Below are 16,367 nucleotides of genomic sequence, written 5' to 3'. Positions count from 1 at the left end.
ACCGCCACCGGGCTTCGGTGAAGCCGCGACGGCGCGACAGCGTGGCGGCCTGGCGACGGCCGCCAGCCCGCCAGAGCCTGGGCAGCCCGGCGTCACCGCTCCGCTTCCCGCGCGGATGACACGGGTGGGGATGGCCACCGTACGGATGACACCGACCGCGCCCCGGCACCGGGAGCCCGGGGCCCGGTGGCACCGGGCGAGTCCGGTGCCGGGGCAGGGGCGGGAGCGGCAGGGGCAGGGGCGAGCTCCGGTCGCCCGCCGGGCAGGGCCGCGCGTGCCGACCGCAGCGCGCGGGCCAGCAAGTGCGCGCGCCCGGCGACGACGGGGCCGAGGACGGCGAGGACCAGGACGTAACCGGCGATGAACGGCGCCAGCCTGGCATCGAGTCCGGCGCTGGTTGCCATGGCGGCCAGGATCAGGGCGAACTCCCCGCGCGCCAGGAGCGTGGTGGCGATGTCCGCGGCGGGCTCGGGGCCGTAGTGGTAGAGGCGTGCCACGAGCAGTCCGGCGATCACGTTCATGACGATGGTCAGCGCCGCGGCGGCGGCCACCGGAGCGGCGACGGACGCCATGTCGCCGGGGTCGATGGCCAATCCGAAGGCGAAGAAGAAGATGGCCGCGAAGGCGTCGCGCAGCGGGTGCACCAGTTCGCGGATCCGCGGCCCGGAGGGGGTGCCCGCCAGGATCAGCCCGGCCATGAAGGCGCCGATGGCATCGGCGACTCCGAGGACTTCGGAGACTCCGGCCACGAGGACCGCGGTGCCGAGGAAGCTGATGACCAGCAGTTCGTTGTCCCGGACCGCGATCAGACGTGCGATCAGCCGAGTGCCGTAGCGGGCCGCGGCCGCCAGCACCAGCAGGAATCCGAATGCCTTGCCCGCCTGCAGAACTGTCTCCTGAACGCCCTGGGCAGCGCTGATGACGGGCTGGAGTGCTGCGAGGTAGAGCGCGAGGAAGACGTCCTCCACCACGATGACGCCCAGGATCAGACGCGTCTCCGGGCGGGCGATCCGGCCCAAGTCGATCAAGATCTTGGTGACGATCGCGGAGGACGAGATGCCCAGGACGCCCGCGAGCACCAGGGCCTCCCTGGCACCCGAGCCAAGGGCGAACCCGAACCCGAGGCCCGCGCCGACATTCAGCAGCAGGTAGATACCGCCCGCGGCCAGCAGGCGCCGGCCGCCGCTTCGGAGATCGTCGAGGTGGAACTCCAGGCCCAGGTAGAACAGGAGCAGCACCAGCCCGAGGGCGGAGAGCATCTCGAAGTCACGCGCGTCCTCGACCAGGACCAGGCCCGGGGTGTGAGGGCCCAGAAGTATCCCGGCGAGCATGAACAGCGGGATGGTCGGAAGCCCGATCCGGCTGCCGAGGCGGGCGAGGACAGCGGCGGCGAGGAAGGCGCCGCCCAGAGCGAGCAGGGTGTCGGCATGTCCCACGGGTCACCACCCTCGTCGGCTTCGTCGGCTGCATTGGCTTCGTTGGCTTCGTTGACTTCGTCGGGCTTCATGGGCTTCGTCGGGCTTCATGGGCTTCGTCGGGCTTCGTCAGCGGGAACCGGGCCGGGGTGTCACCGTCGCGGCGTACGGGGTGGATACGTCCTCCGTCAAAGGGCAAGTCGACCTTCAGCTCGGGCTCGGACCCGCTACGGCCCGGGCGCGACGTGCCGCGATGTGGGCTCATCCGTGCCTCGGCCCCGGCTCACTCGCGCCGTGCCCGTGCCGGGAAAGCGGCAGCCGGGGCCAGGACCGACCGGACCGGTGGCCGCGCGGGGATACGAACAGGTGTGTCGCCATACCCGCCACCACCAGACCCGCCGCGAGGAGCAGGCCCTGCGGCAGCAGCATGCCGACCACCTGCATCATCAGTGAGACGGTGAGCAGCGCCCACCCCGGTCCGCGCCGGTACTCCCATGGCCGACAGGGCCGCCCCTCCCCCAGGCCACGGGCGAAGCGCGGGTCACTCCGGGCCATCCGCTCCTCGAGCTCGCGCAGCTGGGTGTCTCCGGGCTGTGCCATCGCTGCTCCTCCCACGGACCGGCCTGCACGGCGTCACTGCAACGGTCACATGGCGACCGTGCGCCCCACCATCGGTGCCGACACCCATGTCCGCCGGTGGACGACCCCCATCCGGCCCCATCCCGACATCCGTTGCGGCCCGCAGCCCGACACCTGTCCGCCCCGGCCCCTTCCTCCGGCCGGGACAACGGGCGCGAGTGATAGAGAAGAAGCGAACGAGCCCTGTTCATCGGCTCCGAACTCGCCCTCGGGTCCGCTCCGGGAGGCGGCACCGACGTACGCCTGACTGTCCCCGTCAACCGCCCTCGTCCCCGTTCCCGTGAACCGCCCCCGTTCCCGTTCCCGTCAACCGTCCCTGCCCCCCCCCCCGTCCCCGCCCCCCCCCCCCCGCCGGAGCCAGTGACCATGCCCGAGGCGACCGAAACCCGCATCCTGCTCGCCGACGACCACGCTCTGGTCCGCCGCGGAGTCCGACTCATCCTCGAAGGCGAACCCGACCTCACCGTCGTCGCCGAGGCAGGAGACGGTGCCGAAGCCATCGAGGCCGCCCGCGCCCACCGGCCGGACCTGGCGATCCTCGACATCGCCATGCCCCGCCTGACCGGTCTCCAGGCCGCCCGGGAACTGGCCCGCAGCCAACCGGAGACGCGCATCCTCATTCTGACCATGTACGACAACGAGCAGTACTTCTTCGAGGCGCTGGCGGCAGGCGCCTCCGGCTACGTCCTGAAGTCCGTCGCCGACCGCGACCTCGTCGAAGCCTGCCGCGCCACCATGCGCGGCGAGCCCTTCCTCTATCCCGGTGCCGTCAACGCGCTCATCCACAGCTACCTGGGCCGCCTCCAGGAGGGCGAGAGCATCCCCGGACGTCCCATCACCGGCCGTGAGGAGGAGATCCTCAAGCTGGTCGCCGAGGGGCACAGTTCACAGCAGATCGCCGAACTGCTCGTCATCAGCGTCAAGACCGTCGAGCGTCACCGCGCCAACCTGCTGCGGAAACTCGGCCTGAAGGACCGGCTGGAGCTGACCCGTTACGCCATCCGCGTCGGCTTGATCGAACCCTAGGAGCCGTCGGCCGTAGGAGCCGTAGGAGCCGTCGGCCGTAGGAGCCGTAGGAACCGCATCACTCCGCGCCCGCGGCCCGCTTGGGGCGGCGGAGGCCCGCGGCCTTGAGGCGGCGGAGGAGTTCCTTGCTGCCGACCTCCTCCGCGCCCGCCCCTACCGCCTTCGCGTACAGCTCGCTCGGCACGTCGTAGTGGTCGCGGTCGAAGCCTCGGCGCGGGGCACCGATGCGGGCGGCGAAGGCGTGGAGTTCGGCGTAGGAGACATCGCTGACGAGGTGGGACCACAGGCGGCCGTGGCCCGGCCACGAGGGCGGGTCGATCAGGACGGCCATCAGAGGGTGGTGCCCAGCGAACCCACGGGCGCCACCGCGACCGCCGTCTTGCCGCAGACCCAGTGCGGGTCGGGGCCCAACTCGGGCTCCACGTCGAGGGCGTGGAGGTCGCCGCCCTGGGTGCAGACGGGGCACAGCGGCCAGCGGCCGTACCGTTCCAGCAGGGCGTCCTGGACGTCCTGGGCGACCAGACCGGCCACGTACGCGACGCCTTCCGGCCACTGCTCGACCCACCACCGCCGGTGCGCGATCGCGTCTTCGACCAGCGAGACGATGTCGGCGCGGGCGACCTCCCCCGCCGCGAGGTCGGCCAGGACTAGGGCGCGGGCCGCGTGCAGTGCCTGTTCGAGCTTCATGGGTCCCATTGTCACCTTTGCTTCCTCCCGGCGCCTGTTCGCTTCATCCGCGGCCACGCCGCCGCCGTGGGCGCGCTGGCACGGTCCGTCCGACTCGCCCCGCGCCCGCTCGCCGACCCGTCGCGTCGTCGTCCGGAGGGTTGACGGGCATCGTGGCCGGAAATAGTTTTCGCTGGTGAGTAGCGACCTGAAGGAAACTTTCATGCCTCCTCCACAGCCCGATGCCACACCCCCCATCCCCCCGGTCTCACCGGTCACACCGGCCCCACCCGCCCCGGCCGCCCTCGCCGCCAAGGTCCGCACGTTAGCTCCCTCCATGACCCGCTCCATGCACCGCGTCGCCGAAGCCGTGGCGGGCGATCCGGCCGGTTGCGCGGCGCTCACCGTCACCGGGCTCGCCGAGCGGACCGGCACCAGTGAGGCCACCGTGGTCCGCACCTCCCGGCTGCTCGGCTACCCCGGATACCGGGATCTGCGCCTCGCGCTCGCCGCGCTCGCCGCCCAGCAGGCCGCCGGCCGGGCCCCGGCCGTCACCGCGGATATCGCGGTGGACGATCCGATCGCCGACGTGGTCACCAAGCTGGCGCGGGAGGAGCAGCAGTGTCTCGCCGACACCGCCGCCGGGCTGGACACCAGCCAGGTCGAGGCGGCCGTCTCGGCGCTGGCCGCCGCCCGCCGGATCGATGTGTACGGGGTCGGGGCGTCCAGCCTGGTCGGCCAGGACCTGGTCCAGAAGCTGCTGCGCATCGGGCTGATAGCCCACGCCCACGCCGATCCGCACCTCGCGGTCACCAACGCGGTCCAGCTGCACTCCGGCGACGTCGCCATCGCGATCACCCATTCCGGGCGTACGACGGACGTCATCGAACCGCTACGGGTGGCCTTCGAACACGGGGCGACCACCGTCGCGATCACGGGACGGCCGAACGGCGAGGTCGCGCAGTACGCGGACCTGGTGCTCACCACCTCCACGGCCCGCGAGAGCGAGCTGCGCCCGGCGGCCATGTCCAGCCGGACCAGCCAGCTGCTGGTGGTGGACTGCCTGTTCATAGGGGTCGCCCAGCGGACGTACGAATCGGCGGCGCCCGCGCTCTCCGCGTCGTACGAGGCGCTCGCGCACCGCCACGATCCGCGTCCCGGGCACCGCTGAGCCGGGCCGGTCCCGCCCGCACGCGCCCACCCCCGATACCGGTCGCTGTTTCGCCCGGTGGCTGCCCTTCCAAGTCACCGTCACCCCCACCCTCACGCTGACGTACCGGAAAGAGCCGCTTCGCCATGACTACCGCCGACTCCGCACGGCTCCGCGCCCAGCTCGACACCCTGACCACCGAGGCGTTCCGCCCCGAGCTCGCCGAGATCGACCGGCTGGAAACCCTCGAGATCGCCCGGATCATGAACGCGGAGGACGCCGCCGTCCCCACCGCCGTCGCCGGTCAGCTCCCCCGTATCGCCGCCGCCATCGACGCCATCGCCGTACGGATGTCCCGTGGCGGCCGCCTCCTCTATACGGGCGCGGGCACCGCCGGGCGGCTCGGGGTGCTCGACGCGAGCGAGTGCCCGCCCACCTTCAACACCCGGCCCGAGCAGGTCGTCGGGGTGATCGCGGGCGGCCCGGACGCCGTGGTGACCTCGGTCGAGGGCGCGGAGGACAGCGCGGAGCTGGCCGCCCGGGACCTCGACCGGCTCGGCATCGGGCCCGACGACACCGTGGTCGGCGTCTCGGCCTCCGGCCGCACCCCGTATGCCGTGGGCGCGGTCGAGCACGCCCGGCGACGCGGCGCGCTCACCGTAGGGCTGTCCTGCAACTCCGGGTCGGCGCTCGCCGAGGCGGCCGACCACGGCATCGAGATCATCGTGGGGCCGGAGCTGCTCACCGGCTCGACCCGGCTGAAGGCGGGCACGGCCCAGAAGCTGGTGCTCAACATGATCTCGACCATCACCATGATCCGGCTGGGCAAGACCTTCGGGAACCTGATGGTCGATGTGCGCGCCTCCAACGACAAGCTGCGCGCCCGTTCGCGGAGGATCGTCTTCCTGGCGACCGGCGCCTCCGACGAGCGGATCGAGAGCGCGCTGGCGGCCACGGACGGCGAGGTGAAGAACGCGATCCTCACCATCCTGGGCGGGGTCGACGCCCCGACCGCCGAGAAGCTCCTCGCCGAGACACACGGCCATCTGCGCGCCGCCCTGGAGTCGGCCACGGGGTGAGCCCGGGACTGGTTCCCGGATACGCACGGACCCCGCATCCGCGCGGACCCGCACCCGCACGCACCCGCACCCGCACGCACCCGCACGGACCCACACCCGCACCCGCACGCACCCGCACGGACCCACACCCGCACCCGCACGCACCCGTACGCACCCGCACCCGCACGGACCCGCACGCACCCGCACCCGCATACGCCGTCGGGGCGGCACCCCTGGGAGAGGGTGCCGCCCCGACGTTTGGACGGTACGGACCGACCGGCGAACGAACGCGCCGAATCGATCAGAAGTCCATGTCACCGCCCGGCATGCCGCCCGGAGCGCCCGCCGGGGCGGCCTTCTCCGGCTTGTCGGCGATGACGGCCTCGGTGGTGAGGAACAGCGCGGCGATCGACGCGGCGTTCTGCAGCGCGGAGCGCGTGACCTTGGCCGGGTCGATGATGCCCTCGGCGATCAGGTCCACGTACTCACCGGTCGCGGCGTTGAGGCCGTGACCCGGGGTCAGGTTGCGCACCTTCTCGACCACGACGCCGCCCTCGAGACCGGCGTTGACCGCGATCTGCTTCAGCGGGGCCTCCAGGGCCAGGCGCACGGCCTGGGCACCGGTGGCCTCGTCGCCCTCGAGCTCCAGCTTCTCGAAGACCGAGACGGTCTGGAGCAGGGCCACGCCACCACCGGCGACGATGCCCTCCTCGACGGCGGCCTTGGCGTTGCGCACCGCGTCCTCGATGCGGTGCTTGCGCTCCTTGAGCTCGACCTCGGTGGCGGCACCGGCCTTGATGACGGCCACGCCGCCGGCCAGCTTCGCCAGGCGCTCCTGGAGCTTCTCGCGGTCGTAGTCCGAGTCCGAGGACTCGATCTCGGCGCGGATCTGGTTGACGCGGCCCTGCACCTGCTCGGTGTCGCCGGCGCCGTCCACGATCGTGGTCTCGTCCTTGGTGACCGTGATCTTGCGGGCACGGCCGAGCAGGTCGAGACCGGCGTTCTCCAGCTTGAGGCCGACCTCCTCGGAGATGACGGTGCCACCGGTAAGGATGGCGATGTCACCGAGCATGGCCTTACGGCGGTCACCGAAGCCCGGGGCCTTGACGGCGACGGACTTGAAGGTGCCACGGATCTTGTTGACGACCAGGGTCGCCAGGGCCTCGCCCTCGACGTCCTCGGCGATGATCAGCAGCGGCTTGCCCGACTGCATGACCTTCTCGAGCAGCGGGAGGAGGTCCTTCACGCTGCTGATCTTGGAGTTGACGATCAGGATGTACGGGTCGTCGAGCGACGCCTCCATACGCTCCATGTCCGTCGCGAAGTACGGGGAGATGTAGCCCTTGTCGAAGCGCATGCCCTCGGTGAGCTCGAGCTCGAGCCCGAAGGTCTGCGACTCCTCGACGGTGATGACACCTTCCTTGCCGACCTTGTCCATCGCCTCGGCGATGAGCTCACCGATCTGGGTGTCGGCGGCGGAGATGGAGGCGGTGGAGGCGATCTGCTCCTTGGTCTCCACATCCTTGGCCTGCTCGAGCAGCTGGGCGGAGACGGCCTCGACGGCCTTCTCGATACCGCGCTTGAGCGCCATCGGGTTGGCGCCCGCGGCGACGTTGCGGAGGCCCTCCTTGACCAGCGCCTGGGCGAGGACGGTCGCGGTCGTCGTGCCGTCACCGGCGACGTCGTCCGTCTTCTTCGCGACCTCCTTGACCAGCTCGGCGCCGATCTTCTCGTACGCGTCCTCGAGCTCGATCTCCTTGGCGATGGACACACCATCGTTGGTGATCGTGGGGGCGCCCCACTTCTTCTCGAGGACGACGTTACGGCCCTTGGGGCCGAGGGTGACCTTGACGGCGTCGGCGAGCTGGTTCATCCCGCGCTCGAGGCCGCGCCGCGCCTCCTCGTCGAACGCGATGATCTTGGCCATGTGAAGTGGTCCTCCCAGAGACGGGGTGGATTGCTCCGGACCGCGCTGGCGCCCGCGACGGACGGCCTACCTGCCGCGCGGTTCCTTACCCCGCACGGCCTGGCGGGCCTCACCGACCCGGTCCTTCTGTCACTCTCAACGTCAGAGTGCTAACGCCAATGATTAGCACTCGGACCTATAGAGTGCAAGCGCCCATAGGGCATCCTCAAGGGGTGGTGGCCGGGCGACGGGTGGGCGCAAGCGCCCGAAGGGGCGGCAGGGCCCGGGGAGCCATGGCACCAGGCATGCCGAAGGGCCCGTATCCTGTTCGGGACACGGACCCTACGGACTTATTCGTTTCAGCTGCGTCGCGTCGGCGCGTCAGCCTACGGCCACGCGGACCATGTCGGCCTGCGGGCCCTTCTGACCCTGCGAGATCTCGAACTCGACCCGCTGGCCTTCCTCGAGGGTGCGGTACCCGTCCATCTGGATCGCGCTGTAGTGGACGAACACGTCCGCACCACCGTCGACCGCGATGAAGCCGTACCCCTTCTCCGCGTTGAACCACTTGACGGTGCCCTGAGCCATTCCTAACTCCCCTATTGCTGGCCCTTGCGCAGGACCGCACTCCGCGGACCCGGGTCAGACCTCACCCCCCGGATGTGGGGGGTGTGCGCCGGAACGCGTCGACCGCCGCTGAATGTATCCGTCCCAACGCCCTCTGCAACAGGTCAATCGGACGAGAATTCTGGGCACGGCCGAACGGTTAAAAGTGAGAAATTATGTGAAGTTCGGGCAAGCCGGGCCGGACATAGCACACCAACCCGACAATTCGCGCTCACACTTTACGCACAACTTGACGAGTTCTCATATGTGGCTCCGACCCCGGAGCCGTCGGGGAATCCGGCCAACTGTATCGCGATTCCACAGACGGAATCGCCCCGTCCGGTTGTCCCCGGACGGGGCGATGCCAAAGGTGAGGAGGGGGACGCGGGGTCAGCAGCCGCCCGCGACCGCCGGGATGATCGAGATCCCGGCGCCGTCCGGGGTCGCCGTGGCCAGGCCATCGGCGAAGCGGACGTCGTCGTCGTTGACGTAGACGTTCACGAAGCGGCGGAGCTTGCCGGTGTCGTCCAGAACGCGGGCCGAGATGCCCGCGTGGTTCTTCTCCAGGTCCGCCAGGACCTCGGCCAGGGTCGCACCCTCGGCGGAAACCTCGGCCTGGCCGCCGGTGTAGGTGCGCAGGATGGTCGGGATTCGGACGTTGACGCTCATGCGAGTCCAGCCTCTCGGAACGAGTCAAGGGTGGGGCGGATGATGGCGGAGGGACCCGTGGTGGGGGCCACCGCGTCGAGGGTCTTGAGGCCGTCGCCGGTGTTGAGCACGACGGTGGTCAGGGACGGGTCGAGCAACCCGTCCTCGATCAGCTTCTTGGTCACGCCGACGGTCACGCCGCCCGCGGTCTCCGCGAAGATCCCCTCGGTGCGGGCCAGCAGCTTGATGGCGTCGACGATCTGCTCGTCGTTCACGTCCTCCACCGCGCCGCCCGTACGGCGGGCGATGTCCAGGACGTACGGGCCGTCCGCGGGGTTGCCGATGGCCAGCGACTTGGCGATGGTCCGCGGCTTCTGCGGCCGGACGACGTCATGGCCGGCCTTGAAGGCGGCGGAGACCGGGGAGCAGCCCTCGGCCTGGGCGCCGAAGATCTTGTAGGGCCTGTCCTCGACCAGACCGATCGCGATCAGCTCCTTCAGCCCCTTGTCGATCTTGGTGAGCTGGGAGCCGGAGGCGATCGGGACGACGATCTGGTCCGGCAGCCGCCAGCCGAGCTGCTCGCAGATCTCGTACGCCAGGGTCTTGGAGCCCTCGCCGTAGTACGGCCGCAGATTGACGTTGACGAAGCCCCAGCCCTCGCCCGCCGGGTCGCCGATCAGCTCGCTGCAGAAGCGGTTGACGTCGTCGTAGTTGCCCTCGATGCCGACCAGCTCACCGCCGTAGACCGCGGCCATGACGACCTTGCCCGCCTCCAGGTCGTGCGGGATGAAGACGCAGGAGCGGAAGCCCGCACGGGCGGCCGCGGCGCCCACCGCGCCGGCGAGGTTGCCGGTGGAGGAGCAGGAGAGGGTGGTGAAGCCGAAGGTGCGGGCGGCCTGGACGGCGATGGCGACGACCCGGTCCTTGAAGGAGTGGGTCGGGTTCCCGGAGTCGTCCTTGATGTGCAGCTCACCGGTGACGCCGAGCTCACGGGCGAGGTTGTCGGCCTTGACCAGCTGGGTGAAGCCGGGGTTCAGGCTCGGCAGATCCGCCACGTCCGCCGGGACGGGCAGCAGCGGGGCGTAGCGCCAGATGCTGTTCGGGCCGGCTTCGATCCGCCGGCGCAGCCCCTCCGGGTCGCCGGCCGGGAGCTCGTACGCGACCTCGAGGGGCCCGAAACAGGCCTCGCACGCGAAGATCGGACCCAGCTCGAACCGCTCACCGCACTCCCGGCAGGACAATGCGACGGCGGGGCCGAAGGCACCGGAGGCGGAGGAAGTGGTTGAGCTTTCTACTGACTGCACAGCCATGGATGGCGAGGCCCTTTCTCCTCATCTTCCTCGCGACGCATTTCGCCACGAGACGGAATTGGCACCTTCCCGAGCTGGGAGCCTCGCTGCGGAATGCGAGATCAGCTGGAGGGTTGCCGGGGCTTCAACGGGCCGTTCCCTCTGCCCCTCTGGATGAGCGGTATGGCACCGGGCGGACCCGGGGCGTTTGTCGGCACGGGCCTCGTCGGTACCTCGGTACCTCGGTAAACACCGAGGTCGACCCCGACATACGACGGCCATGTGCGTTGTTCAAGACTGTAACCGAAGGCCCGGATGGTTGAGCTAGCCGTCCGATGCGCGAGATGGATCACAGCGATCACAACAGGCCCGATCACAACAGGGGAGACACACAGGTGCTGGATGAGGTGGAGCGCTGGCTGAAGCGTCGCTCCTGGTCTGCCGACGACCGTCCGCTGGATCGCCTGCCGGCCGCGAAGCGGGCCGCGGGGACGACGGTGAGCGTGGTCCTGCCCGCCCTGAACGAGGAGGCCACGGTCGGTGAGATCGCCGACACGATCCGGCGTGAGCTGATGGGCGGGGCTACGCCGCTGGTGGACGAGCTGGTGGTGCTGGACTCCGGTTCCACGGACCGCACCGCCGAGGTCGCCGCGGCGGCGGGCGCCACCGTCGTCCCCCGCGACTCGCTGCTGCCCCGGCTGCCCGCGCTGCCCGGCAAGGGCGAGGTGCTGTGGCGGTCCCTGCTCGCCACGAGCGGCGACATCGTCTGCTTCATCGACGCCGACCTGCGGGAATTCGAACCGCGCTTTGTCTCGGGGATCGTCGGTCCGCTGCTGACCGACCCCACGCTGGAGCTGGTCAAGGGCATGTACGACCGCCCGCTCGGCGAGGTCGCGGGCCAGGGCGGCCGGGTCACCGAGCTGGTCGCCCGCCCGCTGCTGAATCTGCACTGGCCCCAGCTGGCCGGATTCGTCCAGCCGCTGGGCGGGGAGTACGCGGCGCGCCGCTCGCTGCTGGAGCGGCTGCCCTTCCCGGTCGGCTACGGCGTCGAGCTCGGGCTGCTGGTCGACGCGCTGCACACGGTGGGGCTCGACGCGCTCGGCCAGGTGGACATCGGGGTGCGCAAACACCGCCACCAGGACGGGCAGGCGCTCGGCCGGATGGCGGCCGCGATCTACCGCACCGCACAGCTGCGGCTGGCCCGGGGCCACTTGGTGCGGCCGCGGCTGACCCAGTTCGACCGGGGCGAGAACGGCTTCGAACCGCGCACCACGCCCGTGGACACCGAGGAGCGGCCGCCGATGATCGAGATCCCGGAGTACACGGCGCGCCGCGCGGCGTGAACGCACGGCGGGACGCGTGGCACAGCGCGGCACGGCGCGACGTGACGCGCGGCATGGCGTGACGCGTGACGGGCGGCATGGCGTGACGCGCGGCATGGCGCCGGGCTGCGGCTCGGCACCCACGGCGGGGGCCGAACCTTGGCCCCCACGGAGGGACAGCGTCCTGGCGCTTACGTGGCCGGAACCGGAATAGCACCTACGGGGCAAGAAACCGTACGTACGTTTGCGCGGGGCCGCGCCTGGCTAGGCTCGCGACATGGCAGTTCCGCGCACCGCCCCGATCCTGGTCGCGTCCAACCGCGGCCCGGTCTCGTACACCCTGGGCGAGGACGGCTCGCTCACCGCCCGGCGCGGCGGTGGCGGGCTGGTCTCCGGGCTCAGCGCGATCGGCCCCGAGTCGGGTGGGGTGTGGGTGTGCGCGGCGCTCGGCGAGGGCGACCGCGAGGCGGCCCGGCGGGCCGGGGACAGCCATCTGAACCCCGGTGACACCGGCGGCCAGCAGGTGCGGATGCTCGACATCGCGCCGGACGTCTTCGCCGCCGCGTACAACGGCGTCGCCAATTCGGTGCTGTGGTTCGTCCACCACCTGCTCTACCAGACCCCCGTCGAGCCGGTCTTCGACGCGGAGTTCGCCGAGCAGTGGGCGGCCTACGAGAGCTATAACGCGGCCTTCGCGGACGCGCTCGCCCAGGAGGCGGTGGACGAGGCCGTCGTCCTGGTGCAGGACTACCACCTGGCGCTGGTGCCCGCGTTGCTCCGCGAGCGCCGCCCCGACCTGCGGATCGGTCACTTCTCCCACACCCCCTGGGCCCCGCCGGACTACTACCGGCTGCTGCCGGACGACGTCGCGGCGGGGGTGCTGCGCGGCATCCTCGGCGGCGACCGCGCCGCGTTCCTCACCGAGCGCTGGGCCACCGCCTTCGCCGACTGCTGCGCGGCGGTGCTGGGCGCGGAGATCGTCCGGGACGGCGACGGTGGCGGTGGCAGTGGCGGCGGGGACGGTGGCGACGGGGACGGTGGCGGTGGCGGCATTGCGACGGCCGTGCGCTTCGAGGGCCGGGAGACCCGGCTGGGCGTCCACGGCCTGGGCGCGGACGCGGACTTCCTGCGGCAGCGGTCGCGCGAGGCCGATGTGGACGAACGGCTGAGCACTCTGCGGGCGCAGATCGGGCCGGGCCGGAAGTCGATCGTCCGGGTGGACCGTACCGAGCTGTCCAAGAACATCGTGCGCGGGCTGCTGGCCTACCGGCGGCTGCTGGAGACCCGCCCCGAGTGGCGCGAGCGCGTGGTGCACGTCGCCTTCGCCTACCCCTCGCGCCAGGACCTCGCGGTCTACCGCGACTACACCGAGCGGGTGCGGCGGATCGCGGACGAGATCAACGAGGAGTACGGCACGGAGGGCTGGACCCCGGTCGCCCTGCATGTGAAGGACGACTTCGCCCGGTCCCTCGCGGCCTACCGGCTGGCGGACGTGGCGCTGGTCAACCCCATCCGGGACGGGATGAACCTGGTGGCCAAGGAGGTCCCGGTGGTCTCCGAGCGGGGCTGCGCGCTGGTGCTGTCCCGGGAGGCGGGCGCGTACGCCGAACTGGGCGAGGACGCGCTGGTGGTGAACCCGTACGACGTGGAGGGCACGGCCCGCGCGCTGCACGAGGCGCTGCGCATGAGCGACGGCGAGCGCGCGGACCGCACCAAGCGGCTCGCCGCCGCGGCGACCGCGCTCCCGCCACAGGCATGGTTCCTGGCGCAGCTGCGGGCGCTGTAGACCGCCGCTGTCCGGTGGGTCCGGTGGGTAGCGGCCGCCGTACCGGCGAGCCCTACGCGGCTTCGCCGCTGACCGCGGCGGCCAGGGCCGACAGCAGGTCCACCACGCCCGCCGGGCCGTCGACCACCAGGTCGGCCCGCTTGGCGAGCTCGGTCACCTCCGTGCTGCCGCTGCACACCAGCACCCCCGGCACCCCCTCCTCGCGCAGCCGCTCCACCGCCGCGAACGCGGCCAGGTCGCCAAGGTCGTCGCCCGCGTAGAGCACGGCTTCCGCGCCCGTCCGCCGTACGTACTCGGTGAGCGCGACACCCTTGTCCATGCCCGGCGGGCGCAGCTCCAGGACGAAGCGGCCGGGCTCGACCATCAGCCCATGGCGCTCGGCGAGGGCGTGCAGCGGCACGCGCAGCCGCTCGAACGCGGCCTGGGGGTCCTCGGCGCGGCGGGTGTGGACGGCGACGGCTCGGCCCTTGTCCTCGATCCAGGTGCCGCGCGAGGCGCCGTGCTCCTCGAGGACGGCGGGGAGTTCGGCCTGGGCGGCGGCGACGCCGGGGTGTGGTTCGGGCGCCTGGACCTCGCCGCTGCCCGCGTCCCAGCGCTCGGCACCGTAGAGGCCGAGGACGACGAGCCCGTCCAGCCCCTCGGCCCCGGCGAAGCCGCCGTACCGTACGGCGATCTCGGCCGGGCGTCCGGTGATCACCGCGACGGAGCGGATCCGCGGGGCCAGCCGGGAGAGCGCGGGGACGGCGCCGGGGTGGGCGCGGGCCTGGTCGGGGTCGGGGACGATCTCGGCGAGGGTGCCGTCGAAGTCGAGTCCGACGACGGCGCGGCCGGGCCGTTCGAGGAGGGCGGCGAGGCCCTCACGGCCGGCGGAGGTGGTGGGTACGGGGACGGGGTGACTTCCCATAGCGCTGCCCATGGCGGCGACCCTACCGGGCCCGGCGGCACGGCGGGCTTCGCCCGGGCGTCCCCCCGGTGAACGGCCCACGGGCGCCCGGCCGGTCAACGCACCCGCGCACCCGGCCGGTCAACGCACCCGCGCGCCCGGCCGGTGAACGGCTCGCGCGCGCCCGGCCGGTGAAGGCTCGCGCGCCCGGCTGAGGAACGCGCCCCGGCCGTCCCGCCGACGATGTGCGTCAGCGGCGTTCGCGGCGCTCGTCCCTGATCCGACGCAGCCGGTTGACGGTCACCGGGTCGTGCTCCAGGGCCCTGGGGTCGTCCAGCAGCGCGTTCAGCAGCTGGTAGTAGCGGGTCGGGGAAAGGCCCAACCGCTCCCGTATCGCCCGCTCCTTGGCGCCGGGGCCCGGCCAGCCGCGCCGCTCCACGGCGAGCACGGCCAGGTCGCGCTCCGACAGCCCGGCATCCGGGCCCGGCTCCTGCCCCTCGAGCTGATCTCGGTCCTCGACCTGACCTTGATTCTCAACTTGGCCCTGACCCTGGCCCTGGCCCTGGCCCTCGGCCTGGTCCTCGGCCTGGTCCTTGGCCCGCCCCTGGCCCTCGACCTGCTTCTGGTCCTGCTCCCCGACCTGGTCGGCGGGGTCGTCGGATGGGCCGGGGCCGGGCGTGTCCACTGTCATGCCCCCGCATTCTCCATGGCGTCGGCCTCCCGCTGGATCTGGCCCAGCACGCTCGCCGGGTCGCCGCCCTTGGCCACGGTCGAGCCGATCTTCTGCTTGATCAGCTTGCTGACCTCCGCCCAGGAGGTCTTGTCGGCCGGGTAGAACTCCGCGCTCTCCAGCTCGTCCAGGAACCGCCACAGCCGCTTGTACTCACGGTCGCCGAGCATCGTCTGCTCGACGGCGGTGGTCACCGGCAGCAGGTCGTACTCGGTGACGAAGTCCAGCACGTTGTCCTCGGTGTAGACGAAGTCGAGGAACTTCCCGATCTCCTTGCGGTGGCCGTTCTGCTTGAAGGCCATCAGCCAGTCGGCGACGCCCATCGTCGACGGGGACTTGCCCCTGCGGCCGGGCAGCGGCGCGGTGCCGTACGTGATGCCGTGGCCGGACGCCTGCTGCATCAGGGTGGGGTGGCCGTTGAGCATGCCGACCTCGCCGCGGGCGAAGGCGTCGAAGGTGTCCTGGCGGTTGGTGCGGGCCGGGGAGCCGGGGCCGGTGAGGTCCGCGCCGACGAGTTCGTCCCGCAGCCACTCGAAGGCCTCGATGTTCTCGGTGGAGTCGATGGTGTAGCTGCCGTTGGCGTCGGTGTAGCCGCCACCGCCGCTGAGCATCCACATCATGGTTTCGGCCTGGCACTCCTCGGGGCCGAGCGGCAGCCCGTACGGGATCTTCACCCCGTTGGCCTTGAGCCGGACGGCAGCCTCCTTGAGCTCGTCCCAGCTGGCGGGGGCGGAGGATATCCCGGCCCGGTCGAAGAGCTTCTTGTTGTAGAAGAGCAGCCGGGCGCTGGCCACGAACGGCACTCCGTACTGCACCCGCCGCACCTCACCCGCATGGGCGATCGAGGTGATGAAACCGGCCTGGGTGGGGATGGAGAGCATCTCGTCGGCGCGGTAGAGCTTGCCCTGCGCGGCGTAGTCGGCGTACGCGCCGATCTGTGCGATGTCCGGGGTCTGACCGTTCTTGACCATCTCGGCCACCCGCCGGTCCACCTCGGTCCAGCCGTAGACCTTGACGTCGACCTTAAGGCCGCCGTTCTTGGCCTCGAAGGCCCGGGCCACCTTGTTCCAGTACTTCTGGGAGCCGTTGGCTGTGCTGTCGCCGTAGTCGGCCGCGACCACCTTCAAGGTGACATCACCGTCGGAGCCGGAGCCGCCGCTGCCGCAGGCCGTGAGTCCTGGTGCCGTCGCCACCGCAGCGACACCCGCCGTTGTCAGACCCAAGAACCGTCGCCGCTGCACCG

The 16,367-nt window shown here is 71.4% G+C and carries 16 protein-coding genes and 1 riboswitch; of the genes, 5 read left to right on the top strand and 11 right to left on the bottom strand.

The features are described from left to right. Positions 1-92 precede the first annotated feature (92 nt). Together LIV37_RS28250 and LIV37_RS28245 are read right to left on the bottom strand one after the other, a co-directional pair. On the bottom strand, positions 93-1,436 hold the full coding sequence (locus LIV37_RS28250; protein ID WP_020870498.1) for a cation:proton antiporter: 1,344 nt from the start codon (positions 1,434-1,436) through the stop codon (positions 93-95). A 240-nt stretch (positions 1,437-1,676) separates the two neighbouring features. Beyond that, on the bottom strand, positions 1,677-2,015 hold the full coding sequence (locus LIV37_RS28245; protein ID WP_020870497.1) for a DUF3040 domain-containing protein: 339 nt from the start codon (positions 2,013-2,015) through the stop codon (positions 1,677-1,679). Between the two features lie 405 nt (positions 2,016-2,420). Here LIV37_RS28245 and LIV37_RS28240 point away from each other — a divergent pair, with 405 nt between their 5' ends. Further along, positions 2,421-3,080, top strand: coding sequence for a response regulator (locus tag LIV37_RS28240; RefSeq protein WP_020870496.1), 660 nt, complete (start codon positions 2,421-2,423; stop codon positions 3,078-3,080). Between the two features lie 58 nt (positions 3,081-3,138). On the opposite strand, the gene LIV37_RS28235 is transcribed toward LIV37_RS28240, so the two are convergent. Both LIV37_RS28235 and LIV37_RS28230 read right to left on the bottom strand, forming a co-directional pair. Beyond that, positions 3,139-3,411 carry a DUF4031 domain-containing protein gene (locus LIV37_RS28235; RefSeq protein ID WP_020870495.1) on the bottom strand — a complete coding sequence of 91 codons (273 nt, stop codon included), beginning with the start codon at positions 3,409-3,411 and terminating at the stop codon, positions 3,139-3,141. Continuing rightward, positions 3,411-3,767, bottom strand: a complete 357-nt coding sequence (locus LIV37_RS28230; RefSeq protein WP_020870494.1) for a hypothetical protein — start codon at positions 3,765-3,767, stop codon at positions 3,411-3,413. The genes LIV37_RS28235 and LIV37_RS28230 overlap by 1 nt, the downstream gene beginning before the upstream one ends. Before the next feature lie 175 nt (positions 3,768-3,942). Between LIV37_RS28230 and LIV37_RS28225 the strand changes: the two genes are divergently transcribed. Together LIV37_RS28225 and murQ are read left to right on the top strand one after the other, a co-directional pair. Next, a complete protein-coding gene (locus LIV37_RS28225; protein WP_373920661.1) occupies positions 3,943-4,917 on the top strand; it encodes a MurR/RpiR family transcriptional regulator in 975 nt (324 codons plus the stop codon). Between the two features lie 125 nt (positions 4,918-5,042). After that, on the top strand, positions 5,043-5,975 hold the full coding sequence (gene murQ, locus LIV37_RS28220; RefSeq protein ID WP_020870492.1) for an N-acetylmuramic acid 6-phosphate etherase: 933 nt from the start codon (positions 5,043-5,045) through the stop codon (positions 5,973-5,975). Positions 5,976-6,255: 280 nt separating this feature from the next. Here the strand turns inward: murQ and groL are convergent, their stop codons facing one another. The 4 genes from groL to thrC all read right to left on the bottom strand — a co-directional run bounded on the left by groL (position 6,256) and on the right by thrC (position 10,424). Beyond that, positions 6,256-7,881, bottom strand: coding sequence for a chaperonin GroEL (gene groL, locus LIV37_RS28215; RefSeq protein ID WP_020870491.1), 1,626 nt, complete (start codon positions 7,879-7,881; stop codon positions 6,256-6,258). Between the two features lie 360 nt (positions 7,882-8,241). After that, positions 8,242-8,448 (bottom strand): cold-shock protein, encoded by a 207-nt coding sequence (locus tag LIV37_RS28210; protein ID WP_009716982.1) that lies wholly within the window; start codon positions 8,446-8,448, stop codon positions 8,242-8,244. A 408-nt stretch (positions 8,449-8,856) separates the two neighbouring features. Continuing rightward, positions 8,857-9,135: a MoaD/ThiS family protein gene (locus LIV37_RS28205; protein WP_020870490.1), complete on the bottom strand. Its 279-nt coding sequence runs from the start codon at positions 9,133-9,135 to the stop codon at positions 8,857-8,859. Continuing rightward, positions 9,132-10,424, bottom strand: a complete 1,293-nt coding sequence (gene thrC, locus LIV37_RS28200; protein WP_121824413.1) for a threonine synthase — start codon at positions 10,422-10,424, stop codon at positions 9,132-9,134. The genes LIV37_RS28205 and thrC overlap by 4 nt, the downstream gene beginning before the upstream one ends. 18 nt (positions 10,425-10,442) lie before the next feature. Then, positions 10,443-10,584: riboswitch (SAM riboswitch) on the bottom strand. A 214-nt stretch (positions 10,585-10,798) separates the two neighbouring features. Between thrC and LIV37_RS28195 the strand changes: the two genes are divergently transcribed. Both LIV37_RS28195 and LIV37_RS28190 read left to right on the top strand, forming a co-directional pair. Continuing rightward, positions 10,799-11,746, top strand: coding sequence for a glucosyl-3-phosphoglycerate synthase (locus LIV37_RS28195; protein ID WP_121825224.1), 948 nt, complete (start codon positions 10,799-10,801; stop codon positions 11,744-11,746). A gap of 256 nt (positions 11,747-12,002) precedes the next feature. After that, entirely contained in the window at positions 12,003-13,511 is a 1,509-nt protein-coding gene (locus LIV37_RS28190; protein ID WP_020870487.1) for an alpha,alpha-trehalose-phosphate synthase (UDP-forming), read from the top strand. Positions 13,512-13,563: 52 nt separating this feature from the next. Here LIV37_RS28190 and otsB read toward each other — a convergent pair whose 3' ends face one another. From otsB to LIV37_RS28175, 3 genes are all read right to left on the bottom strand, one after another. Beyond that, positions 13,564-14,427 carry a trehalose-phosphatase gene (gene otsB / locus LIV37_RS28185; RefSeq protein ID WP_121824414.1) on the bottom strand — a complete coding sequence of 288 codons (864 nt, stop codon included), beginning with the start codon at positions 14,425-14,427 and terminating at the stop codon, positions 13,564-13,566. A 217-nt stretch (positions 14,428-14,644) separates the two neighbouring features. Next, positions 14,645-14,863, bottom strand: coding sequence for a DUF3263 domain-containing protein (locus LIV37_RS28180; RefSeq protein WP_121825225.1), 219 nt, complete (start codon positions 14,861-14,863; stop codon positions 14,645-14,647). A 218-nt stretch (positions 14,864-15,081) separates the two neighbouring features. After that, on the bottom strand, positions 15,082-16,365 hold the full coding sequence (locus tag LIV37_RS28175; protein WP_121824415.1) for an extracellular solute-binding protein: 1,284 nt from the start codon (positions 16,363-16,365) through the stop codon (positions 15,082-15,084). Between the last annotated feature and the right edge of the window lie 2 nt (positions 16,366-16,367).

The organism is Streptomyces rapamycinicus NRRL 5491, from assembly GCF_024298965.1.
GTDB classification, from domain to species: domain Bacteria; phylum Actinomycetota; class Actinomycetes; order Streptomycetales; family Streptomycetaceae; genus Streptomyces; species Streptomyces rapamycinicus.
Note: the sequence above shows the minus strand (reverse complement) of the source record. Positions and strands in the feature narration are given on the sequence as shown.

Bases quoted from the DNA above. Each gene is read 5' to 3' on its own strand.
- groL (WP_020870491.1), bottom strand. From the start codon at position 7,881: ATGGCCAAGATCATCGCGTTCGACGAGGAGGCGCGGCGCGGCCTCGAG.
- otsB (WP_121824414.1), bottom strand. From the start codon at position 14,427: ATGGGCAGCGCTATGGGAAGTCACCCCGTCCCCGTACCCACCACCTCC.
- LIV37_RS28240 (WP_020870496.1), top strand. From the start codon at position 2,421: ATGCCCGAGGCGACCGAAACCCGCATCCTGCTCGCCGACGACCACGCT.
- LIV37_RS28210 (WP_009716982.1), bottom strand. From the start codon at position 8,448: ATGGCTCAGGGCACCGTCAAGTGGTTCAACGCGGAGAAGGGGTACGGC.
- LIV37_RS28190 (WP_020870487.1), top strand. From the start codon at position 12,003: ATGGCAGTTCCGCGCACCGCCCCGATCCTGGTCGCGTCCAACCGCGGC.
- LIV37_RS28245 (WP_020870497.1), bottom strand. From the start codon at position 2,015: ATGGCACAGCCCGGAGACACCCAGCTGCGCGAGCTCGAGGAGCGGATG.
- murQ (WP_020870492.1), top strand. From the start codon at position 5,043: ATGACTACCGCCGACTCCGCACGGCTCCGCGCCCAGCTCGACACCCTG.
- LIV37_RS28205 (WP_020870490.1), bottom strand. From the start codon at position 9,135: ATGAGCGTCAACGTCCGAATCCCGACCATCCTGCGCACCTACACCGGC.
- LIV37_RS28235 (WP_020870495.1), bottom strand. From the start codon at position 3,411: ATGGCCGTCCTGATCGACCCGCCCTCGTGGCCGGGCCACGGCCGCCTG.
- LIV37_RS28230 (WP_020870494.1), bottom strand. From the start codon at position 3,767: ATGAAGCTCGAACAGGCACTGCACGCGGCCCGCGCCCTAGTCCTGGCC.
- thrC (WP_121824413.1), bottom strand. From the start codon at position 10,424: ATGGCTGTGCAGTCAGTAGAAAGCTCAACCACTTCCTCCGCCTCCGGT.